Origin of the sequence: Cyanobacterium stanieri LEGE 03274, assembly GCF_015207825.1 — a bacterium.
Lineage (GTDB): Bacteria > Cyanobacteriota > Cyanobacteriia > Cyanobacteriales > Cyanobacteriaceae > Cyanobacterium > Cyanobacterium stanieri_B.
Map to the genome: position 1 here is coordinate 34261 of NZ_JADEWC010000007.1, position 24064 is coordinate 58324.

Here is a 24064-nt window from a genome sequence, read left to right on the forward strand (position 1 = left end):
ATTTTTATTCAGCCATCAGTGGGATGACTGAAAGCTGAATGATGGGGCTTTTATAGGTCTCCTCTTAGGGCATAGAGAATAAAAACAATTACAGGTCCTGCGATGAGGATTAAACTAACGGAGGTTAACTGTAAAATTACTTCAAAGTTTACATTACTAAAAAAGTTTGTGATAAAGTCCATATTTGCTCCTAAATAGTTAAATTATTATTTATGACGCTGATTTCGCCTTTTTGGTATTAAACCATAATCCCTCACTATGATAAATGTGATGGGATCTCTTACTCTGTGAGGTCTTAATACTTTTTTGATGGCTTGATTAGCAGTTTTTATTTTTTATACTGACAAAATATATCATACTAGGAAAGGTTGCCCTCGATAATGCTAAATTGAGGAAAATCTATTAAGTTTTGTTAAGAGGTATTTTTATGGGTACATGGCGTTGTATAGAAGGTTGTGGTGCTTGTTGTAACTTAGAGCCGGGCGATCGCCCCGATTTAGAATCCTATTTAACCCCCGAAAATCTGCAACTATACCTGAGCATGGTAGGGGAAAATGGTTGGTGTATCAACTATAACCATGACACCAGAAAATGTAACATTTATGAAGATAGACCCAGTTTTTGTCGAGTCACCCCAGCAACCTTTACAAAAATGTTTGCCATCGAACCAGAAGAATTTAACGAATTTGCCATGGATTGTTGTATCCAACAAATTGAAGCAATCCACGGTAATCCCAGTGAAGAATTAGATCGCTATCTCAGCCAAACACAAAGTTAGCAATGCCCAATCCCCATTACTTGCTCACAGAGTCTCAAAGTCCTGTATAATTGGTCAGTGTTGACTTACTAGCACAACAGTAGAAGGAAAAAATGGGTGTCGAATTACGTAGTTATGTATATTTAGATCGTTTACAACCTCAACACGCTGCGTATATTGGCACTGTCGCCCTCGGATTCTTGCCCCTCCCCGGAGACGCTTCCCTATGGATAGAAATATCCCCCGGCATAGAAATAAATCGCATTACCGATGTAGCCCTTAAATCTGCAGTGGTGCGCCCGGGGGTTCAATTCGTAGAAAGATTATATGGTTTATTAGAAATTCACTCCACCAACCAAGGAGAAACCAAAGCCGCCGGGAGAGCAATCCTAGATGCTTTAGGAGTAAATAAAGAAGATTCTATCAAACCAAAAGTCGTCTCGAGCCAAATTATTCGTAACATTGACCCCTATCAAGCTCAAATCATTAATCGTAATCGTAGAGGACAAATGCTTCTAGCAGGGGAAACCCTCTACGTCCTCGAAGTACAACCCGCCGCCTATGCCGCCCTTGCCGCCAATGAAGCCGAAAAAGCGGCCCTGATTAATATTCTTACCGTTCAAGCCGTCGGTAGTTTTGGCAGACTATATCTAGGGGGCGCTGAAAGAGATATAAAAGCAGGAGCCGCCGCCGCCCTTACCGCCATTGAGTCTATCGGTGGGAGAGGAAGTTTGAAAAACATTCAAGAATAATTAATAAATCATCACAAAAATAACACCATTACCATCAAAAAAAATCAAACTATAATCCATACATATAACAAAACCCTATTATTTATCGACATCTTTGATCATGAGTAAAGAAATCAGTTGGAAACTCTTAACAAGAGACATAGATAAATGGAATCAACTAAGAAAATTTGACCCCCAAAAAAACGAGCAAATCGACCTTTCAGGCATCAACTTAAGTAACATTAATCTTGAAAAAGCTAACCTGAGCAACTGTAACCTAACCAACGCTAACCTAATCGGTAGTAACCTTCGATTTGCAGACCTAAGAGGAGCAAATCTAAGCCAATGTAACCTCATTGGAGTTAACCTAAGACTAGCTAACCTAAGAGAATCCTACATCATTCAAGCAAAATTAAATAGAGCCAACCTGAGCGAAGCAAATATGATTTGCTGTACCCTTAACGAATCAGATTTGAGCCATGCCAATCTCTATGAAACCGAGCTTATCGGAGCATATCTCTACAAAACTAACCTTAGCCACGCCCAATTAGTCAACACCCATCTTAGTAAGGCTTATTTAGTCTGTGCTAACTTGGATTATGCCACACTCCATCAAACCGATTTGCGATGGGCTAATTTATCCCATGTGAATCTATCCAAAACCATCAACCCTGAATCCTTACAACCATAGTATTTTCAAGCAAAATGAGAACAATTATCTGTCAAGGCAAACAATTTACCAACATAGAAGCCATAATCTTTGATAAAGATGGTACTTTGGCCGATTCTGAAAGTTTTCTTAGGGAATTAGCCTTCAAACGTGCCAGAATAATTGATGCTCAAATACCAGGCACCGCAGAACCTTTACTCATGGCCTATGGTGTCGAAAGAGACTACCTCAACCCCACAGGATTAATGGCGGTAGGTAGTCATCATGAAAACCTGATTGTCTCCGCAGGATATATCGCTGAAACTGGTAGAAGTTGGTTTGAATCCTTAACCATTGCCCGACATAGTTTTGATGAAGCCGATAAAGCCCTACCGAATCGAGGAAATACATCTCCTTTATTTGCAGGAAGTCTCGAAGTTTTAGAAACCCTATCGGAAGCTGGATTACCCCTTGGTATTCTCTCCGCCGATAGCACCCAAGGAGTTGCTGAATTTGTTAACAACCATCAACTAAGTTCTTATATCGATCTTATCATGGGGGTCGATAGCGGGTTATCAAAACCAGATCCCCGTCTATTCCTTCAAGCCTGTGAAAAAATGAATGTTCGTCCAGAAAATACCCTAATGATAGGAGATTCTCAAGGAGATATTGCCATGGCAAAAAACGCAGGAGCGGCGGGAGTAATAGGCATTTGTTGGAATAATCCCCAAGCCCATCACCTAAAAAGTGCTGATGTGGTAATTTCTGATTTAGCAATGGTCTCCGTTATTTAAGTATTATATTGATTTGATTAATCTGAGAACAAAATCATGTTAAAAATCAGTTTAAAAGTTGTTTTTTCCCTTTTTTTTATTCTTAACCCCCTTGCCGAATACCCTGCACAAGCACAAAATAACAACAAAATATGTGAGCAAGATTTAGGGCAACATATCGACACTATTTTAGAAAATCCGCTCCAGAAAAGAGCTACTTGGGGTATTTTGGTTAAAGAACCTAACTCGGAAAATATTCTTTATGAGTTAAATAGTGAAAAATATTTTATCCCTGCATCTAATACCAAGGTGTTAACCACCGCTGCGGCTTTGCTGAAATTAGGTACGAATTATCAAATTTCTACCCCTGTTTATTACACGGGGGAAATGCCTCGTATAGATAGTTTAATCATAGTTGGTAGTGGAGATCCTACCATGACCACTACTAAGTTAGAAGAAGTTGCGGAACACCTAAAGGAAAGGGGAATTGATAGTATTAATCAGTTGATTGTTAAAGATGATGCCTCTTTTAGTGAGATGATTAATGGTACATGGGAAAACTCAGATTTACCTTACTATTATGCTCCCCCTGTAAGTGATATTATTCTTAATGAAAATACTGTTACTGTTAGTCTGCGAGGGGAAGATATTAATCAACCTGCGATAATTGAATGGTCGGATCATGTAGCAGGAAAACAGTGGAGGGTTATTAATAATGTTCTTACTACTAATAATCCTGAGGATAACAATGTTAGGTTAGTTCCTAATTGGCGTGAATCAACCATAGAAGTTACAGGGGAATTAGGGTTAAATCAAGAATCTCGTCAGTGGTGGTTATCTATACCGAATCCCCATCAATATTTTTTGGATAGTTTCCAACGGGTTTTACAAAATGAAGATATTTTAGTTTCTCGCACTCAAGTGGTTAGTGATGATAATGTGAATTTAGCTCAACCATTGATAGAAATTAAATCCCATTATTTATCAGATATAATCAACACGACGAATAAGGATAGTAATAATTTATTTGCTGAAATATTATTAAGACAATTAAGAGAGGAGAATAAAAGTGAGTTTGATGTTCAACGGGAAATTTTGACCACTATCAATGTGAATGGGGAAACCTATAATCTTCGGGATGGTTCTGGGCTTTCTCGACAAAATTTGGTAACTCCTTCGGCGATGGTTGCTACCTTAGAAGGAATGATAAATAGTCCATATCAGAGTTTTTTTCGCCAATCTTTACCTATGGCGGGGGTAGATGGTACTCTTAGAAACCGTTTTCAGGATAGTTTAGGGGGGGAACGTTTTTTGGCAAAAACAGGTACTCTAACGGGGGTTACGGCTCTTTCTGGTTATCTGGAAATGGAAAGTTATCCTGATTTGATTGTTAGTGTAATGGTGAATCAATCTTCTGAGGGGGCTGTTATTTTGAGGGAAACGACAGATAATATTGTTAATACGGTGGCTAGAGTAATGGTATGTGATTGACTTCCTATGCTCAGTTAAGTAACTATATATTTGTCTTTTTAAAAATTATTATTATGATTAATCAAAAAACTGCTATATATCGCATTTTGGATGCTAATTTAGATAGGGCAAGGGAGGGGTTGAGAATTGTTGAGGAATGGTGTCGCTTTGGTTTAAATGATGGTGAGAGTGCTTCTGTGTGTAAGGATATGCGTCAGGAGTTAGGGGGTTGGCACAGTGATGATTTACGTACTTCTAGGGATACTCCTAATGATCCTGGTACTCAATTAACCCATCCTCAAGAGGAGGAGAGGGAGAGTTTGGAGGCTTTGTTACAGGCGAATTTTTGTCGTGTGCAGGAGGCTTTGAGGGTATTGGAGGAGTATGGAAAGCTATATAATGGCGAGTTTGCCACAGGGATGAAACAATTACGTTATCAAGTTTATGGTTTGGAGAGTAAGTTAATTGGTAAGTCTTGGCAGGAGTTATTGAATAGGGTGAGTTTGTATTTGGTGACGATGCCTGTGGATAATTTTTTTGGGGTGATTGAGTTGGCTTTGAAGGGGGGTTTAAAAATAGTTCAATATCGTCATAAAAATCAGGATGATTTGGTAAAGCTGAAGGAGGCTTATAAGTTAAGGCAGTTATGTCATCAATATGGGGCTTTGTTTATTGTTAACGATCGCCCTGACATCGCCCTTGCGGTGAATGCGGATGGGGTACATTTAGGACAAACGGATATGCCTGTTGGTTTGGCTAGGCAAATGTTAGGGAGTAATAAAATTATCGGTAAGTCCACCACAAATCCCCAAGAAATGGCTAAGGCCTTGGCAGAAGGGGTTGATTATATTGGGGTAGGTCCTGTTTATGAAACCCCTACTAAGGCTGGAAAGAAGGCGGCGGGATTGGAATATGTCCGTTATGCTCAGGCTAATGCCACTGTACCTTGGTTTGCCATTGGGGGCATTGATGAAACCAATGTGGGGGATGTGGTAAAGGCGGGGGCTAGTCGTGTGGCTGTGGTTCGGGCTATTATGCAGGGAGATAACCCTACTTCTATGACTCAGAATTTGTTATCTCAGTTGTAGTTTGAGGCCTAGAAACGGGATTGGTTAAAAATTCTCCGCTTTTGATGGCCACACCATCCCGAATAACCATTTTATGGAGTTTTACTAAACCATCTTGTACATAATAATCTCTAACGGTGAGGCGATCGCCCTTATTAAAATCGGTTTCGTAAAAAACTTCCTTAATACCTGCGGAAATAATTAATTTTAGACAAGAAATACAGGGTTCGAGAGTAACATAAATGGTTGCACCTTCGGTGGAGATACCATGACGGGCGGCAAGGGCGATAGCATTTGCTTCTGCATGAACTGCTCGAGAAGGTAAATCTTTACTAGCATCACAACTACTTAAACCTTCATAACAAAAGCCTTGGGCGGTACAATGTACCGAACCAGAGGGAGAACCATTATAACCCGTGGCTAATACCTGACGGTTTTTGACAATTACTGCCCCCACAGGAAAGGCTAAACAAGTGGAACGAGTGGCGGCTAATTTAGCCATCAACATAAAATATTCATCCCATGAGGGACGATTTGCTTCTCTATCAATCATTTATAAAAAATAAAACTTTTTGAAGGGATAATTATGTAAATTTTACCCCCTCTCATAAAAAATTAGTTTGTGCCAGAAAAAACGACCCCTGGAAACTTTTCTTGAGCCTGTGCCATAGAGGTAACTCTACCTTTTTCTTGCCAGAAATTAATAATTTCGGTAGCTTGGTTTAATAACTCAATTTTTTCGGTATCAGTGATCCAATTTTTCTTGTCTAACTCGTCTTTCAAGTCTTGCCAAGCATCGCTACGAGGCCAGAAGTAATAGGGAGTTAGGGGGCTTGTACCTTTACTGATCACATAATCTACCGCTAAGGCAACATCCTTGTCTAACCAAACGACTTTTAATACAAAGCGACCGTCAATGTTTGTTTCTAAGGTTTCTACTGTAGCTTCCAATTAAACCTCCAAATAATAATTTTATATATAGTAACAATTTTGGACAATAGTATATTATAACCTAAATTAGATACTGACTCACTTAAGTTTTTAGGTAATTATTTTCTATGAGCGCGATTGTAGTTTTTGATATTGATGGGGTAATTCGTGATGTTACTAATTCCTATCGTCGGGCGTTAGCTGATACGGTGGAACATTTTACGGGGGGAAATCATCGCCCTAATATGGAGGAGATTGATAACCTTAAGGGAGAAGGAGTATGGAATAATGATTGGGAAGGTTCTCAGGAGTTAATTTATCGCTATTATGAGGGGGTGGGTACGCCTCGTTCACAGGTAAATTATTCTTATGGGGAAATTGTTCATTTTTTCCAATGTCGTTACCGTGGTAGAGATCCTCAAAATGCTGATACTTGGGATGGTTATATTACTCAAGAGCCTTTGTTGGTGGACGGAGATTTTTTTCAAGGTTTAACGGATAATGGTTATTTTTGGGGTTTTTTTAGTGGGGCAACCAGGGGTTCGGCGGAATATATTCTAACTCGTCGTTTAGGATTAAAAAACCCTGTGTTGGTAGCCATGGAGGATGCTCCTGGAAAGCCTGATCCTACGGGGTTGTTTATGGCGGTAGAATCTATTAAACAGAGAAATAATATTCGGGAGTCGTTACCTGTGCTTTATTTGGGTGATACGGTGGCTGATATGATGACTATTACTCGGGCTAAGTCTGTTAAACCTGATGATGATTTTAGGGCGATCGCCGTTTTACCTCCCCATATTCATCACCATGAAAGTTTAATTGCTGGTTACAGTAAAAAAATGCTTGATGCAGGGGCGCAAGAGGTTTTAACGAGGGTAATTGATTTTTCGGGTTGTTAATCTTTTATATAAAGCCAGAAAATATATCATCACTCGCCTTGCAATGAATTACAAGACTAACAGTTTATCGTTCAACAAATTGACTTATGATAATCTGAATTGGGGATACAATTTATAGTCTTGTAAAGATGCAAATAATTAACAATTGATAGTAAATGATCTAATATCCCCCATCTCCCATACTCCCCATCTCCCATACTCCCTATCTCCCATACTCCCCATCACCTGTCACCTAAAACCTCACTCTAATTTGTAAGTAATCAAGGGGATTTGATATTATTGCATCCTGTCGATGGTGCGATATTGAATGGCTTCGGCAAGGTGATAACTTTGTAAATGGCTATCTCCTGCTAAGTCGGCGATGGTGCGTGATACCTTTAAAATACGATCCATTGCCCGTGCCGACAGCCCTAGTTTACGGATGGCATTTTCTAAAAGAGTACGGCAGGTTTCATCCAATGCACAATATTCCCGTAGATGTTTTGACTGCATTTGAGCATTACTGCTAATTTTGGGGTCATTCTGGAAGCGCTCCTGGGCGATCGCACGGGCTTTTTTTACCCTCTCCCTCACGGATTCAGAATTTTCCCCTTGGGGCTGACTCGTCATTTCTTCAGGCTTAAGACGACTAACCACCACCTGTAAATCAATTCTATCAAGCAAAGGGCCAGACAACTTCGCCCAATATTGCTCCCTTTGACGGGGGGAACAACTACAGGGTTGAATCGAATCTCCATAATAACCGCAGGGACAAGGATTGGTACTAGCAACAAGGGTAAACTGGGCAGGAAATTCCACCGACTGACGGGCGCGGGAAATGGTTACAAAACCATCTTCTAGGGGTTGTCGTAAAAATTCCAATACACTCCTTTTAAACTCCGTCAACTCATCGAGAAATAATACCCCATGATGGGATAAAGAAATTTCTCCCGGTTTAGGATAGCTACCACCCCCCACCAATGATGCTCCACTGGCGGAATGGTGAGGACTACGGAAAGGGCGCGATCGCACCAAAGAACCACTATTTTTTAATAATCCTGCCACGGAATACACCTGTGAAACTTCCAACGCTTCCCCGAAGCTAAGGGGAGGTAAAATGCTCGGTAAGCGCCTTGCCAACATGGTTTTTCCCGAGCCAGGAGGCCCCACAAAAATTAAATTATGTCCCCCCGCTGCGGCAATTTCCAAAGCTCTACGGGCGTGATTTTGCCCTTTTACATCTTTTAAATTATCCATCAAGGCAAAAAGAGGTTCAAAATTTTCCCCTATATCTACTTTTGTCGGATTAAATTTTTCAGGCTCTTGTAAAAATTTAGCCACTTCATTCAAGTTTCGTAAACCATAGACATCCAAACCTTTCACCACCGAGGCTTCTTGGGCATTTTCCTTGGGTAAAACAATTCCTTTAAAGCCCAACTTAAGGGCGACGGCGGTCATGGGTAAAACCCCCGCAATGGGTCGTAAACTGCCATCTAAGGACATTTCCCCCAAAAAAAGGTAATCTCCTAATAGGAGAGGATCAATTTGTTCGGAAGCAGCTAAAATACCAATACTAATGGGTAAATCAAAGCTAGGCCCTTCTTTTCTTAAGTCGGCAGGGGTGAGGTTGATGGTTACTTTACGCATGGGAAAGGCAAATCCTGAGTTTTTGATGGCGGCTTTGACTCTTTCTCTCGATTCTTGTACCGCCATATCAGGTAAGCCCACTATGGTGGTTTTTGGTAATCCCCCTGAAACATCTACTTCGACTCCGACTTTGATGGCATCAACGCCTACCACCGTGGCACTCCATACCCTCGCCAACATATCAATTTTATTCCTTTTATTTTATTTGTTCATATTTTAATTAATTTTGTTCTCAAAAATAAAGATTTTATTTATAAAAGTTTAAAAAAGTAATGCTTAAGATTTTGTTGTGTTAAGATCTTTTCTAATGGTATGTAAAAGTTACGGATAATTGATCTTTATTTACCCAAGTAGAAGTTAATGAATTGGGTTTAATAATAAGTTCTATTTTTTTGTTTATTAGTTTTTTTATATTGTTATTTTTTTGTTATAGTTTTTTTACTTATTCCTATGAATAAAATATCAGTTTTAGTCGGTTTTGTAGTATCTAGTTTACTATTTTCTACACCGCAAACCCATGGTCAAACTACGGGAAATAAATATGAGTGTGTAATGGATGGAGACACCCCCGTCACAAGGGTGATCACCAGAAGAGGTACTATTCAATTAATTGAGTGGAAAAGTGATTATTTTTTGGGCAATAATTGGACTCCCCAAAGACGTTGTCAAGCGGTTACTGATAGATTTCAGGTTCATTCTGATGAAGGTAGTTTAGTTTATGTTACCCATGGTCGTGTTAATAATCAAAATGTTCTTTGTGTGGCGGATAGGGTTAATTTACCCCAACAACCCTATGTTTGCAAAGATGAGGTGATTTCTAGGGGCGATCGCACCTATGACAGTGTATTATTAACCCTAGAACAAGACGATAATCCCCCTCAAGTATTACAAGAATTGTTTACCCATAGTTCCCGTGTCGGACGTAGTAGAGGCATTACCAGAAGTGTTAATCCCTATCCAGAGGCGATCGCCATTGGAGAAATATTAGAACAAGCCCCCACCATTAAAACAGAAAAAGAAGGATGTTTAGAAGAAGAAAATTAATACTTATTTTCGCCTTTATTGTTACTTACTTAGTAACACTTTTTTTAAATAACAAAATAAATCATCAACAAGCATTTGCCATGAATCGTACCAGTGATAATGTCAATTGGGTACAAGAAATGGTCAAAATGGATGAAGATTGTAAAGAAGATTATCAAGACTTTTTTAAAACAAACTTTACCGAAAAAACCCTAGAAATAGAACAAGTAGTTAATCAGCTAAAAAACCTCCAACAACAAACAGAAAAAAAAACCGCCGCCATTTGGGTATGGTCATATCCTGATAGCTTAGAAGTAGCCATGATTACCGCCCAAAATCAGCCCATGGGAGGAATTGCCCTAGAAGCCGATGCCCTCACCATCGATAACACCGTCAAAGAATATATTAACCAACTTACCAATCCCTTTCCCCCCCTAGGTATCCGCAACTCCACCGCCTATCTCACCCCTGCCCAAAAACTACATCGGTGGATAATCAAACCCCTAGAAGCCCAATTAGAAGCAGAAAACATAGACACCCTCATCATCTGTGTAGGGCCTAGACTCAGAAGTATTCCCTTCGCCGCACTCCATGACGGGCATAACTTTTTGGTAGAAAAATATAGCATCGCCATTGTGCCTTCGTTTACCCTCACCAACCTTGATGTTAGCCCAAAAAATCAAGAAGAAGTGCAAATCCTCGCCATGGGTACTTCTACCTTTGAATTTCTTAGCCCCCTACCAGGAGTAACCCTTGAGATTAATAATATAGTTCCCGCCCCCTGGAATGGGGTCAAAATGACCGAAAATCTATTTACCCTAGATAACTTAAAAGCTCAAAGAGAGCAACAACCCTACGAAATCATTCATCTGGCCACCCACGCCAAATTTGAGCCTGGAGAGCCAACCAATTCATTTATTCAATTAAACGATCGCCCCTTAACCCTAAACGACATCCGAGAGTTAAACTGGGATAATCCCCCTGTATCTTTATTAACCCTAAGTGCCTGTGAAACTGCCATCGGTGATGCTCAAGCCCAATTAGGTTTTGGGGGTTTAGCAGTACAATCCGGGGTGCGATCGGCCCTAGGTAGCTATTGGCAAGTAAGCGATGCAGGTACTTTAGCCCTGATGAGTGAATTTTATCAACATCTAAAATCCTACCAAACAAAAACCGACCTATTATTAAAATCCGATGCCCTTAGAGATACTCAAATATCCATGATCAATCACCAAGTATATGTCAATAATGGACAACTACGAAGCACCAGAGGAAATCTAGCCCTACCCGCCGTACTAACGGAATTTGGTGATGACGACTTATCCCACCCCTTCTACTGGGCCCCTTTTACCATCATCGGCAGTCCTTGGTAATATTAACCCATCACCTTATTAATCTTTTTCAACAAAATTCTTGGTTGTAAAGGCTTCAATAAATACTCATCTACCCCAAAACTAGACAACTGCGCCCAATCCTGCCCACTAATTTCATCACGAATAATCATCAAATACACATCAGGATTAGTCAAAGCCTTAATTTCCATAGCCAAACTCATAGAAACAGACTGATTTTGCTCCAAAATAATTACCCGAGGATTAATTACCTCAATCTTACTAACCGCATCCGTCACATCCAACAACCAAATTACTTGATAATCCGCCGCCGTCAACAACTCACATAAAAAAGTCCCAATTTCATCATCCTCACAAATAACCACCACCGTCTTATTAGTCTCCTGAGTAGCCAAAGAATTTGACCTTTCTTGTTGTCTAATCAAAGAACTAGAATCAGAATTCGGTAAATAAACCGTAAAACTAGAACCCTTATCCACCAAAGATTCTACTTCAATAATACCCCCATGAAGTTCTACCAAATGTTTCGTTAATGCCAATCCTAAACCCGTCCCTGGATTAGTACGGGTACGATAATTTTCCAACTGTTGAAACTTAGTAAATAACAAAGGAAGTTGCTCCTCACAAATACCAATACCCGTATCCTCCACCTGAAAAACCCCCTGATTACCCTCTCTCCATATCCTCAAAGTAACTTCTCCCCCCGCCCCCGTAAACTTAATGGCATTATCCGTCAAATTAAGCAAAATTTGATATAACCTTTCCCCATCCGCATAAAATAAATCTCCATCCTCCTCAACTTGATAATCCATTTGTACCATTACCCCCTTATTACGGGCAATTTCTAAACCGTAAAGCAATACCATTTGAGAAATATTTTTTAAGGAGACTTCCTCTATATTTAATAAATATTTACCCGACTCAATTTCCGTAAAATCAAGAATATTATTAATTAACTGTAATAACTTTCTACCGTTATCTTGAATTATCTTCAAATATCTGGTTTGTTTCTCAGGAGTTAAAATATTATTTGTACCATCCTTAGACCAATGTAATAGAGTACCAGATAAACCAATAATACAAGTCAAAGGGGTTCTTAATTCATGGCTAATACTACCTAAAAACTCGCTCTTAGACTGTTGGGCAACCTCCGCTAAAATTAAAGCATCTTGCAATTGCTTGGCTTTATTTTCTACTTGTTTTTCTAAGGCTTTCTTTTGTTGTTCTAATTGTTGATAATAATCATATTGATAAACCGCTACGGCTAAATATTCGCTAATATGCTTTAAAAATTTAATTTCATTATCATGCCATTGTCTGACATTTTCGCATTGATGGGCAATTAATAAAGCCCATGTTCTATGTTTTACCACAATGGGCAGGGCTATTTTTGCCTTAACTTTTAATTTCTCCATCACCTCAATTAGATAACTATCTAAATTACAGTTATCCACATCATCGACGATGAGTATAAAATCTTCTGGATATTGATGATCGTAGTTAATGTCTTTAAAACAGTCATCTTCCCTAAGATTTAATAAAGAACTAATTTTTTCTGATGCTTTGGTTTCATAAGTGACGGTATCCACTAACTTTTGTTCACCATTTTTTTGACAGGGAACTTTTATTTGATACACTAAAAGACGGTCTATCTGTAATAAATTTTGAACTTGATCTAGGGTACTTTGAATGATGGGTTTTAGGTCTAAATTATCCTGTATTTTTTGAGTTAATGTGTGTAATATTTCTTCTTGTTTGATCCTATTTTGTAGAATGTTTTCAATGGGAGAATCATTGTCGATCGCACTTTTCCCCCTTTCTTTTAAATCGAGGGGATTACTAAAAATTTCTAGAACTTGAACGATAAATTTTTCTCCATAACTATTATTTTCTGGAGATATTTTATTAATATATGATTGTATTTTTTTATTACATTGTAAACTAAAAAAAGGTTTAATTTGGTGATAAAAAAAAAGTATTTCTTGTGTAGAAAAGCTAATATTAACCTGGGAATAAAAATCATTAATTTCTTTCTCAATTAATAGGAGTGCTTGAAATTCAGGGTTAATAATTAATCGAAAATTATGAAAAGAAGTATTTTTTATAGCTATTTTTTTAGCTTTACTAAAATTATGCTGAGTGATAAACATAAACTCATCTCCCTGTTTTTTTGCAGTTTCTTCCCAGAGATGACACAATTTATTTAACATCTGCCCAGAGATGATTTTTTTATTGAGAGAGAGATTATAGTTAGCCATTGGAGATATTCTATTAAAATGGGTTGGCTAAAATTAATTCGCTTATATTACTATGATGAATCGTATTTAGCTATTTGGATAAAACTGTAATATTTTCTAAAGATTAGAAGATGATATACTGAAGCTATTAACATAGTATATCAATTCCCACTGAAATTATCGACGTGCTTCAAAGTAGTGGGGAGTCGTGGGAATATTGACTTCAAAGCGATAACCTAATTCTGGAGTGCCTTTTATTTGAATATTTCCCTGTTGTAGTTTGGCTAAGTAGCAACTAAAAAGTAAGGTTATGATGTCATAGCTGTAGTTTTCTAGTTCTTCTTGATATGTATCGTTATGATCAACATCATAATATTCTTCAATGGCTTGGAGATAGACTTCGGTTTTTTCGTAGGGTATGCCATCTCCTAACCATGGATGTTTAATCAGAATATTAATTTTGATTTGAGATGATTGATGGGAGAAGTGAATCTGAATATTTCCCCCCGGTCTTGCGGTTTCAATAATGGTGGTAACGAGGTAATATATTGTTTGTTGAACTTTTTCTCTATCTAAATACCAAAGTTTGTCCCCCGGTTCAAAAGATAGTCTGAGGGTACATTGTTTATTTTTGGCGGACATTTGTAAGGATTGGCTAATTTGTTCACCAATAATTTCTATGTCAACTAAACTCAACTCAAGGTTATCGTTTTTGTGAATGATACCGAGGCTAATAATTTCGTCTAAAAGGGCAGTAATTTCTTGACCACTATCATAGACAATGTTGAGGTATTCTAATTGTTTATCGTTGATTTTACCGTAGATGCCTTGTTTGAGGACGCTTGACATACCGATAACGGAGGTGAGGGGCAGAGATATTTTTTGAATTAGTTGATTAACTAATTTTATTTTGAGGTTAAGGGAGTAGGTATTGGGTTGGTTGGGTTTATTGTCTGGTGATGGGGGGGCAGATTGGTTATGCTCGTTGTTTTGGTTGAGAAGTGGGGCTTGATTGATGAGATAGTCTCTTTCATATTCTGCCATACACCAACGGGCAGTAAGGTAGATATATTCTATTTGTTCGGGAGTAAAAGGACGGGATTCGAGGTCAAAAACTTCTAAGCAACCGATACAATCCCCTTGGGCGGTGATGAGGGGTACACCTAAGTAGGCTTTAATTTGATGGTGTTGTACGAGGATATTTTGGAAAAAAAAAGGATCTTTGATGGTATTTTCGATTTTGAGGGGTTTTTTGCTGTCTATTACGTAAGTGGCGAAGGAGTCCTCTTTATTTATTTTACGGGAGCGAATTAGTTCACTGTTAAAGCCAAAGTTGGCTACCCCAAATCCTGATTTAAAGCAATATTCTTCCCCATCGAGGATTCCGAGAATACAGATAGGGGCGTTGAGGGTTCGGGCTGATATTTGTGTGGCTTCGTCAAATACGGGAATTACCCTATTTTTTCGTAGCTCTAACCGTGCGATCGCCCTTTGATGACGATTCTTTCTATCTTCTGGAGATTCATTATGCCACTGACAGAATAAGGGGGTTAGCATCCGACTAAGGATTTAATATTAGTTGTCTTCTAAAATTCTATATCTTTTTTTGTTTAACTAGCGTTTAAATTTAGTCTTTTCAAGAATAATTAATATCAAGTTCTCGGAATTCGTTATCAATAGATTGTATCTTCAAACAATTGACAATTAACAATGGACAATTAATAAACTACTACCTACAACCAGTCACCTAAAACTTCACTCTAATTTGTAAGGGATCAAGGGGACTTGATATAAGGTGCGCTGGAAATCATCGGTAAGGGAGATGAGCAAAAATTTTATGGCTAATTATCTTTTACTCATTGGCTTGTTGCCACCAAACAATGGCATTATTGAGGGGTTGAATCGTTGCAGATGGGTAATAAAATTCGAGAATTTGTTGGGCAGAATAACCCCTGTTAGCTAAACTATAACTACCAAATTGACTTAAACCAACTCCATGACCAAAACCACCACCAATAAAACGATAACCATCTAGTTGATTATCACTGGTGTAGATAGGTTCGAGGTAAAATAGGGTACTTACGGGGGGTTCAAAGGCGCTCCTTACCTCATTTTTTTCTAGTGTGATAATGCCTAAATCCGTTTCTACCTCCATGACTAATATTCGCCCAGAAATAGAACGTTGAGTAACTTCCATGTTTTTGATGGTTGCAAATTCAGCGAGGGGATGACGAATTCGTTCTAAATACTTACGTAAATCACTTTTAAGATCATTTAAATTACGGGAACGATTCCAGCGAAATAAACGCCGTCCTACTTCATTAAAACCACTATCGAGGGAGATAAAACGTTGAAAGTTAGCTTCTAGGTTGAGGGGTTGTTTTTCCAAATCCCATAGGGGGTTAGGGGCATCAATAACAGGTTGTAGATAAGGTCTATCTTCCCCATTCCAAGTGTCGCTAAAGGAGGAGGTGATGCCCCCAGAGGTAGAAAAGTAGAGGGCATCTACTAATTCATTATCATAGGTTAATACTAAGCCACGGGTAGAGGCGATCGCCCGATCCGATAAATTAGAGGTTTGACCTAATCCATAATATACCTGACAATGGGTTGTAGCACACATCTGATAATTATCGGCCTCAAAACGACGGGTATTGCGCAGGGCATAGGTACGGGCAATAATGGTTTGTGCTTCTGCGGCCGCCCGAGGTGCATTAGGCCCAATTTCATGGGGAACAACCCCCCGTAAATAGGTTTCTATATCAACTCGATTGACTAAAGTATAATTACCATAGGCATTGGGCTGAATATTTAAACGTCCTCCATATAAACGAGTAGTTCCCTCATCCCCCTCCTTTACCCTCACAAGGTTTTTGCTAGTTAAAATATCCAGATAATCAACGGTAAAACTACTACCATTGACACTAAAAGCTACGGTGGGAATATCTAATAAAACTTCCGTTTCAATGTAAACCCCCTCTATTTCTGAATTTTGAATACTTTGTAGCAACAGTCTTTTAAGTAAAGGAGTATTATAAACATCCCTTTTCGCCCACACTTGCCAGCGCCCTGGTTGAGTAATTTCCACTTCAATGCCCAGATTTCGCCAACGGTTAGCGTCATCCTCAGCGGTTTCAAAGGTGGCATGATCGCCCAAAATTACTTTTTCTTCAATCTTTGGTTGTTCTAGGGTTTTGGGGCTAATGGTTAAGGTAACTTGATTGGTGGTGAGGTTACGGATAGAGGTGTTACCATCATTATCTTGCTCCCTAAATCGCAGGTTAAGATTATCTCCTTCGGTGCTACTAATGGTTAATTTATCTTCTGTTTCTTCGCCAAATCTTTGTATGATACCCACTTGTAATTCAACGGCATTTACCACGGGAGTAGCCATGGTAAAACCAAACATGAGGAAAGATGAAAGTAAAATTTGCCAGTTTTTAGAATACATTTGCTTAGATTTGATAGAGATAAAGGATTTTTGTTTATTCACCTAGTCCACTTCTCCATCAAATAAACGCACAGAAAGTCTTTCAATGCCCCTTGTGCCACTGCAAAACAATAATTCTTCTAAGAGGGAAAGGGCTAGTTGGTTTAATTCTTGGGGAGAGGCTAAATAAACGGAAACTTTTGCCCTTCGGGGGTTCATCCGAGAGGTAAAATGGGATCTAAAGCGAGTAAAATATTCTGATAGTCGGAAGTTATTTTCTAAGGGTATGTCTTTATCCCTCATCTGTTGGACGGCTAATAATAGTTGGGTAAGGGGTACGAGTAAATATTTAGCACAGGTGTTGGTTAGTAGGATTAAGGTTTTGATTTGTTCTGGGCTAAGGGTTTCTCGGTTATAACATTTACGCCAAGGATTGGTACACCGTAAGCGCCACAAGTCCACTCGGTTATGGATGATGCCTTGGAGTCCTAAATGTTGACAGGTGGCTAACATTTCTTCCGATGCGCCTAATTTTAGGGCTTCAATGGCTAATAATAAAAGGTCTAGTTGTTGTTGTACCCTTAACATTCCTCGGGTGGGAGGTAGGACAATATCTGGCAGGGTATTAAGTATTACGGGAGAAAAGTTGTTGCCACTGCTAGAATCGTTATCGGGGTTAGGGGTTAAGGGTACAGATTGGGTCATCTGAAAATTTTTGGTAATGTTGACGAGTATTAATAGTTTTGATGTTTTGGATTGAAAAAGGTTTCTTTTTTTATCCGATTTTTATATTACCATAAGCTATTTGTAATGTTTTTCAGTGATTTTTTTAGGCTGGATAAATTCTCAGACGGCGATTGGGTTCGTTACCAAAACTGTCTGAGCGTAGGCGATAGTGTTCGATGAGTTCATGTTGCATTTTGCGCACTTTGGCGTTTCGGGGTAGTAGTTCGACGGGTTGCCCTTGGGGAATGACGATTTGTTCTACCGCTAGTCTTGCTTCTTCGAGCGCCTCTATTTCGTCATCGTTTCCTGCTTTGGTAAACAGTCGTAAATCGGCTGATTCTGAGGTATCTGGGTTGTCCATATTAACCAGTTTGCGTAAGGCTCTGGTGATTTGGGGTATGCTGTTGGATTTGATGCTGTAGATGGGGACTTGGTTATTTTTGGCTAGTTCCATCAATTTCCCGTGGTGTTTTACTTGCGATCGCAACGCTAACACAGCATCGGCACAATCAAGGTCTTTGGTGAGGGAAATGGGCATCTTGAGTACGTTAATAACTTGTTCTAGTTGCGATCGCCCCACACCGTAAGGATAGAGATAAACGGGCCAATCCTCCCCATTAGGACCAGGGGTACGAATTTTATTCACCTCATCGGCTTGATACCAGGATTTATCTAACAATTGGTTAAATTCTACCTGGGCGGAAGTCTCAGGACTTTTTAGGGGTTGCATTTTACCCGATGCCCTTAACCCAGTGGGTTTAGCAGGAGCATTGATCATATTTTCCCAAAGGGGCGGCGCACTGGCGGTAATATCGTTATTACTAGGAGCTAAATTAGGATCTCGAGTAATGGAAACTTGCCCCGCATCATTAACCTGTCGTAATTGGGGAATAATCTGCCTTCCCCGCAAAATATTATCCACCGTCTGGGCTACTTCTTCATGGACTACCCATTTTTGACGCTCCCACATTTCCACGGCGATTTCAAAGGTGGGGGGAGCTTTTCTTTCTAAAACGGTTTTTTGAGAGCCTCGGCGACGGGCTTCGTCATCCCCTAGGGTAACCGATTGAATGCCACCGATTAAGTCTGAGAGGGTGGGATTTTTGATGAGATTTTCTAGGTAATTACCGTGGGCAGTGCCGACGAGTTGAACTCCCCTTTCAGCAATGGTACGGGCGGCGAGGGCCTCTAATTCTGTACCAATTTCATCAATGATAATCACTTCTGGCATATGGTTTTCCACCGCTTCAATCATCACTTGATGTTGTAATTCAGGATGGGCTACCTGCATTCTTCTAGCCCTACCGATGGCAGGATGGGGTATATCTCCATCCCCAGCGATTTCGTTAGAGGTGTCTATAATTACTACTCTTTTTTCTAGTTCATCGGCTAAAACTCGGGCAATTTCTCTCAGGGCGGTGGTTTTTCCTACCCCTGGCCGTCCTAATAGTAAAATTGATTGACCACTTTCGACCAATTCTCGAATCATCAAAATAGTACCAAATACCGCTCTACCAATACGACAGGTAAGACCGATAATTTTTTCTTGGCGGTTACGAATGGCGCTGATGCGGTGTAATGTTCCTTCAATACCTGCTCTGTTGTCGGCGCTAAAATGTCCAACCCTAGCGATACAATGTTCTAGGTCTTCCCGACTGACTACATCTTCGCTTAGATAACAAGTTTTGTCGATAAATCTTGCTTCTGGTTTTCTGCCTAAGTCTAAAACAATTTCGATCAAATTTTTTTTCTGAGGATGAGAGGCGATCGCACTTTGAATACTTAAGGGCAAAATGTGTAAAAGTTTATCGAGATCATCAGTAATCTCCATTCTGTGGGTAGGCAGTTTTTCTTCCATTCCTAAAATTTCACGGTAAAGACTCATCACCCCCCATGATAACTTAAATTTTCGTAACAAAACTTCATTATCGAAAATTAGATATTAGGAAGTGAGGGAGATGAGGAGTGAGGGAGATGGGGAGTGACAATAGTTTAATTATCCATGGTCAATTGTCCATTGTTAATTCTGCCTAAATCAGAAACCATGTCTCAAGTCAATAACGCCCTATATCCTTAGCCTGTGATTAATCCTGAGTTTTATCCTTTACCCCCTTAACAATACGAGATAACTCAGTTTTTTCATCCACACTAATGCGACTAGGAGAACCACTAATAATCCTCTCATAATTGCGGAAAGAATCCTTAATCTGAGGGCCTTCCCTACTGATACTATATTCCCTAATACCCTTATCATGCCAGGAACCGCGCATCTTAAACACATTAATCGCCCTCGACATTTCCCCTCTAATTTCCACATACTGCAACATCAAAATCGTATCGGTAATAGTCGAAATGTGGGATTCAGTAATAGAGTGCGCTCCCATAAACTGATCCGTTGTATTAGTAAAGAAACCCGTTATTTCCTCTTGTTTTGCATAACCCGTCACCCCAATCACAAATTGACGGAAAGCATTATTGGTAACCCCCCGAGCCAAGGCCGAAAGGGAATCAATGGCAATACGACTGGGTTTAAACTCCGCAATCTCAGATTTAATCATCTGTAAATGATCCTCTAAACCAGCAGACTCAGGATAAGAACACAATAACTTTAACAAACCCTTACGCTCCATATCCTCAAAATCAATGCCCCAAGAAGAAGCATTACGAGATAATTGCGCCCTAGACTCCTCATAGGCAAACAAGATCGCCCTTTCTCCCTGACGACAACCTTCCTCCAAAAACTTACTAACCAAGAGAGTTTTACCCGTACCCGTCGCCCCTGTGGCGAGGATAATTGAATCTTTGAAGAAACCACCTCCGCACATTTCATCAAGGGTTTTAATACCAGAAGAACTACGGGCATTGGAGGAACGCTGGGTAAGTTGCATCGCTCCCAAGGGAAAGATATTAATACCATCCCCTGTAATGGTAAAAGGATATTCCCCTTTCATGTGGGTAGTACCACGCAACTTCAAAATTTCTACGGTGCGTCTTCTTCTTTCTCCTTCTAAAACGTTACGCACAATCACCACGTTATCGGAAACAAATTCTTCTACCCCAAATCGTGCCACAGGACCATATTCTTCGATCCTTTCGGTGGTCATAATGGATGTAACTTCAAGATGTTTTAATCTTGCCACAAGGCGAAAAATTTCCCTACGTACCACAGAGGCTGCGTCATATTGTTGAAAAACAGCGGTGACGGAGTCAATGGAAACTAATTTGGCTTTGTATTTATTAACGGCGTATTGAATTCTTTCAATGAGGGCAGATAGGTCAAAGTTTCCCACCACTTCTTGTCCTTCGGGATCTGGGGATGCGTCTAGGATGAACAGTTTTCCTTGATCGATGAGATTTTGTAAGTCCCAACCAAAACTGTAGGCGTTTTGGATAATATCGTTGGGGGATTCTTCAAAGGTGACGAATAAACCGGGGCAGTCGAAATGTTTGATACCGTTGTAGAGAAATTGAATTGCTAGAAGGGTTTTGCCTGTGCCTGATGTCCCACTCACTAGGGTTGTTCGGGCAATGGGTAAACCACCGTGGCTAATTTCGTCAAATCCTTCGATCATGGTGCGTCTTTTTTTGACACCTTTTGCCCTTAATTCTTCTTTTCTTTCTTTACTTATAAATTCTTTAGACATTGTTAATATTAAGTGAATTTAAAAAAAATATTTAAAAAAAATGTTATTTAAAATTATTATTTATCTAATTATTCATAAAAGATCATAACTTATTCTCGATCTTTGATTTCTTCATAGAGTAAATCTAAACCAATTAAAACTTTTTCTCTATCGGATAAATCCCCAATAATTTTCCTTACAGGGGGTGGTAAAACCTTAGAAAGAGTGGGAGTTGCCAAAATTTTATCTTCTTCTGCTAATTGCGGATTTTTAAGAACATCAATCACTTTCAGGGCATATACCCCTTTAAATTCTTCTTCTAAAATGGTTTTTAATGTTTTTAATGCCCTTACGGAATTGGGGGTATTTCCTGCTACGTATAATTTAAGGACATAGGTTTTTCTTAGGGGACTCATATAATTTTTTTTATCAGCTTTTAACTAAAGTTTATTTTACTATTTTAGTCCACTGGAAACAATACCTCGAAAGGTAAATCTTCCCGGGGAATTGAGCGCCGATACATCTCGCAAAGATGGGCAATTATATCAATTAAAGCGAGACGATAATCTAATAATACTTCTTCGTTTCGTCCTTCTAGTTTCAGTTGTTGGGCAAATTCATCCATTAATTCCATGTGAATTTCGAGGATTTGTGATACGGATAAATCTGCAAAAAAACATTGATTAACGAATTGATCTATTAGTTGATTTACTTCGTTTTCTTCGCCAAAATAAAGGATGATCACTTCTCTATATTGACTAGCTAATTGTCCTAGACATTCTTGACGTTCTTCGGGGGTTAAATTACGATAAAAGTATTCTGGATTACGGTTGTAATAAATCCCTAGGTATCCTAGCCTTTCTTTGAGTTTTGAGGCTAATCTTCTTTGTTGTAGTAGTAGAAAGTTTTGTCTTTCTTCGCTTTTTGGGGGGGGGCTGGTTTGTTTTTCACTGACAGCGCAACTGGGGGCGAGGTAGAGGAATTGGGTGATGGCTTTATCTACATGGATGGTGATGTTTTTGATTTGTTCTGGTTTAATTTTGATTTCACCGACATGATAAATGATGGAGAGGTTTTGTTTGGGGGGAATTTCTTGGGTTAAGTCTGTTTGATATTCGGCTTCTTCGATGGGGTAGTCTGGTGATTCGATGATAACGGCGGGTAGTAGTAGCCCTTCTTCATAGAGGTTATTAATGATGTGGTGGCTAGTATCGTTGTATAGGATAACGAGACAGTCTATTTTTTCTTTATTTTCAATAATGAAGTGGTTAAATTCGGTGTCGGATTCTATGATATGGAGGTAGTGGCGATCGCTCGATTCAACTACACCATCATCCTTGAGCCATTTTGTAACGGACTCACTGACGGCGGAATCTGGGGCAAAAATACAGATATATAATCGAGAAGACAAAGGATTTTAAGGGGTAAACGGATTAATAATTATAATACTTTACCTATATGGTAGCTTGAGAATTGATTAATAATCAATGGAAACAAAAAATAGTTTCATCTAGTGGTTAACATTCAATAACCTTTGTTCGGGATTTGTCAGTATGATCTTAGCTTACAGGTTGCAGGTGGTAGATACGTACCATCGTACGTCCGTACAGGTTTAAAATACGAGCAACCTTATCAGTTTATTTTAAAGAACCAAATACCAAAAAATTTATTAATACTAAATCCGATTTTATAATCACTGGCCTTGCAATAAATTACAAGGCTAACAATTGAGCGTTCAATAAATTGAACTAAGATGTACTTTGATTGACTGATTCAGTATAAAATACAGTTTCGGTAAATTCTTGAGCCTAACACCTGATACCTTGACAAGACTATAAAACTTTATCCCGACCTCAAATTACTTACCCTGATATATTAGTTAAATTAAGTTCTTTATTGGTGCGTTTTATTAATCCTGTGAGGACTTTACCCGGGCCTACTTCCACTACGTCGGTGATACCATGGTGAGGGAAATTTAACATGATTTCTCGCCAGCGCACCCCCCCCGTCATTTGGGCAATTAGTCTTTGTTTAATTTCTGGGGCTGAGGTACTAGGTATGGGGTCAACATTAGACATAATAGGGGTTGTGGCATCATTAAAGGTAATGGTATCTAAAACTTGAACAAATTCTGTGGCAGCCGATGCCATGAAGGGGGAATGAAATGCGCCTGAAACGTTGAGTTCAACTGCTTTTTTAGCTTGTACCTGTTCTAATACTTGGTCAATGGCTTCTGGTTTACCTGAGATGACTACTTGTCCTTCGCTGTTATCGTTGGCAATGACCACATCAGGATTAGAGGCGATCGCACCTTCTAATATATCACGATCAAACTTCATTAAAGCTACCATCTTACCACCCTGGGCGGTACTCATCAATTCGGCACGACGTTTAACCAATTGTAATCCTTGGGCAAAATCATAAACCCCCGCCGCATAAAGGGCAACATATTCCCCTAAACTATGTCCTGCCACCAAGTCGGGTTGTTTGCCTTCTTGTTTTTGTAAATCTACTAAAATACATTCTACGGTATATAAACAGGGTTGAGTATAAATTGTTTGAGAAAGTCTTTCATCCCCCGCCTCACACACCTCTAACACTGACCAACCAAGGATTTCTTGGGCTTGGGCAAATTTTTGTTTACCGATTACCGTCTCATTTAAAGATAAACCCATACCCTGAGTTTGTGAACCTTGTCCTGGAAATACCCATGCGATTTTTGTCATTTTATATACTTTTTTTTATAACTGTATCGCTGTGACATTATAGTT

At 39.3% G+C, this 24064-nt stretch carries 22 protein-coding genes; 9 read left to right on the plus strand and 13 right to left on the minus strand.

Annotated features, from left to right (window positions below):
- Positions 1 to 50 precede the first annotated feature (50 nt).
- Complete coding sequence (gene psb30, locus IQ215_RS04715; protein ID WP_193800158.1) at positions 51 to 182, minus strand: photosystem II reaction center protein Ycf12/Psb30; 132 nt, start codon at positions 180 to 182, stop codon at positions 51 to 53.
- Positions 183 to 427: 245 nt separating this feature from the next.
- On the opposite strand from psb30, the gene IQ215_RS04720 reads away from it, so the two are divergent.
- The 6 genes from IQ215_RS04720 to IQ215_RS04745 all read left to right on the plus strand — a co-directional run bounded on the left by IQ215_RS04720 (position 428) and on the right by IQ215_RS04745 (position 5468).
- Positions 428 to 778, plus strand: coding sequence for a YkgJ family cysteine cluster protein (locus IQ215_RS04720; RefSeq protein WP_193800224.1), 351 nt, complete (start codon positions 428 to 430; stop codon positions 776 to 778).
- A gap of 92 nt (positions 779 to 870) precedes the next feature.
- A complete protein-coding gene (locus tag IQ215_RS04725; protein ID WP_193800159.1) occupies positions 871 to 1509 on the plus strand; it encodes a hypothetical protein in 639 nt (212 codons plus the stop codon).
- Between the two features lie 100 nt (positions 1510 to 1609).
- Positions 1610 to 2179 (plus strand): pentapeptide repeat-containing protein, encoded by a 570-nt coding sequence (locus IQ215_RS04730; protein WP_193800160.1) that lies wholly within the window; start codon positions 1610 to 1612, stop codon positions 2177 to 2179.
- Positions 2180 to 2193: 14 nt separating this feature from the next.
- A complete protein-coding gene (locus IQ215_RS04735; protein ID WP_193800161.1) occupies positions 2194 to 2931 on the plus strand; it encodes an HAD family hydrolase in 738 nt (245 codons plus the stop codon).
- Between the two features lie 36 nt (positions 2932 to 2967).
- The gene (dacB, locus tag IQ215_RS04740) at positions 2968 to 4401 is read left to right on the plus strand and encodes a D-alanyl-D-alanine carboxypeptidase/D-alanyl-D-alanine endopeptidase (RefSeq protein ID WP_193800162.1); all 1434 of its coding nucleotides are present in this window, start codon (positions 2968 to 2970) and stop codon (positions 4399 to 4401) included.
- Between the two features lie 53 nt (positions 4402 to 4454).
- Positions 4455 to 5468, plus strand: coding sequence for a thiamine phosphate synthase (locus tag IQ215_RS04745; RefSeq protein ID WP_193800163.1), 1014 nt, complete (start codon positions 4455 to 4457; stop codon positions 5466 to 5468).
- Here IQ215_RS04745 and IQ215_RS04750 read toward each other — a convergent pair.
- On the minus strand, positions 5437 to 6000 hold the full coding sequence (locus tag IQ215_RS04750; protein ID WP_193800164.1) for a deoxycytidylate deaminase: 564 nt from the start codon (positions 5998 to 6000) through the stop codon (positions 5437 to 5439). The genes IQ215_RS04745 and IQ215_RS04750 overlap by 32 nt on opposite strands.
- Positions 6001 to 6062: 62 nt before the next feature.
- The gene (locus tag IQ215_RS04755; RefSeq protein ID WP_193800165.1) at positions 6063 to 6398 is read right to left on the minus strand and encodes a 30S ribosomal protein PSRP-3; all 336 of its coding nucleotides are present in this window, start codon (positions 6396 to 6398) and stop codon (positions 6063 to 6065) included.
- Between the two features lie 107 nt (positions 6399 to 6505).
- On the opposite strand from IQ215_RS04755, the gene IQ215_RS04760 reads away from it, so the two are divergent.
- A complete protein-coding gene (locus IQ215_RS04760) occupies positions 6506 to 7276 on the plus strand; it encodes a TIGR01548 family HAD-type hydrolase (protein ID WP_193800166.1) in 771 nt (256 codons plus the stop codon).
- Positions 7277 to 7552: 276 nt separating this feature from the next.
- Here IQ215_RS04760 and IQ215_RS04765 read toward each other — a convergent pair whose 3' ends face one another.
- A complete protein-coding gene (locus IQ215_RS04765; RefSeq protein WP_193800167.1) occupies positions 7553 to 9082 on the minus strand; it encodes a YifB family Mg chelatase-like AAA ATPase in 1530 nt (509 codons plus the stop codon).
- Positions 9083 to 9352: 270 nt separating this feature from the next.
- On the opposite strand from IQ215_RS04765, the gene IQ215_RS04770 reads away from it, so the two are divergent.
- The gene (locus IQ215_RS04770; protein WP_193800168.1) at positions 9353 to 9946 is read left to right on the plus strand and encodes a COP23 domain-containing protein; all 594 of its coding nucleotides are present in this window, start codon (positions 9353 to 9355) and stop codon (positions 9944 to 9946) included.
- Positions 9925 to 11298, plus strand: coding sequence for a CHAT domain-containing protein (locus tag IQ215_RS04775; RefSeq protein WP_193800169.1), 1374 nt, complete (start codon positions 9925 to 9927; stop codon positions 11296 to 11298). Before IQ215_RS04770 ends, IQ215_RS04775 begins: the two co-directional genes overlap by 22 nt.
- Positions 11299 to 11300: 2 nt before the next feature.
- Here IQ215_RS04775 and IQ215_RS04780 read toward each other — a convergent pair whose 3' ends face one another.
- The 9 genes from IQ215_RS04780 to fabD form a co-directional block, all read right to left on the minus strand.
- Positions 11301 to 13535 carry an ATP-binding protein gene (locus IQ215_RS04780; protein WP_193800170.1) on the minus strand — a complete coding sequence of 745 codons (2235 nt, stop codon included), beginning with the start codon at positions 13533 to 13535 and terminating at the stop codon, positions 11301 to 11303.
- A gap of 156 nt (positions 13536 to 13691) precedes the next feature.
- Positions 13692 to 15071, minus strand: coding sequence for a GAF domain-containing sensor histidine kinase (locus IQ215_RS04785; protein ID WP_193800171.1), 1380 nt, complete (start codon positions 15069 to 15071; stop codon positions 13692 to 13694).
- 295 nt (positions 15072 to 15366) lie between these two features.
- Complete coding sequence (locus IQ215_RS04790; protein ID WP_193800172.1) at positions 15367 to 16965, minus strand: SpoIID/LytB domain-containing protein; 1599 nt, start codon at positions 16963 to 16965, stop codon at positions 15367 to 15369.
- Positions 16966 to 17007: 42 nt separating this feature from the next.
- Entirely contained in the window at positions 17008 to 17649 is a 642-nt protein-coding gene (locus IQ215_RS04795; protein WP_193800173.1) for a DUF3038 domain-containing protein, read from the minus strand.
- A 124-nt stretch (positions 17650 to 17773) separates the two neighbouring features.
- On the minus strand, positions 17774 to 19528 hold the full coding sequence (locus IQ215_RS04800) for a R3H domain-containing nucleic acid-binding protein (RefSeq protein ID WP_193800225.1): 1755 nt from the start codon (positions 19526 to 19528) through the stop codon (positions 17774 to 17776).
- A 226-nt stretch (positions 19529 to 19754) separates the two neighbouring features.
- Entirely contained in the window at positions 19755 to 21314 is a 1560-nt protein-coding gene (gene kaiC / locus IQ215_RS04805; RefSeq protein WP_193800174.1) for a circadian clock protein KaiC, read from the minus strand.
- Positions 21315 to 21403: 89 nt separating this feature from the next.
- On the minus strand, positions 21404 to 21709 hold the full coding sequence (gene kaiB, locus IQ215_RS04810) for a circadian clock protein KaiB (RefSeq protein ID WP_069790679.1): 306 nt from the start codon (positions 21707 to 21709) through the stop codon (positions 21404 to 21406).
- A 44-nt stretch (positions 21710 to 21753) separates the two neighbouring features.
- Positions 21754 to 22704, minus strand: coding sequence for a circadian clock protein KaiA (locus IQ215_RS04815; protein WP_193800175.1), 951 nt, complete (start codon positions 22702 to 22704; stop codon positions 21754 to 21756).
- A 451-nt stretch (positions 22705 to 23155) separates the two neighbouring features.
- The gene (gene fabD, locus IQ215_RS04820) at positions 23156 to 24019 is read right to left on the minus strand and encodes an ACP S-malonyltransferase (protein ID WP_193800176.1); all 864 of its coding nucleotides are present in this window, start codon (positions 24017 to 24019) and stop codon (positions 23156 to 23158) included.
- Between the last annotated feature and the right edge of the window lie 45 nt (positions 24020 to 24064).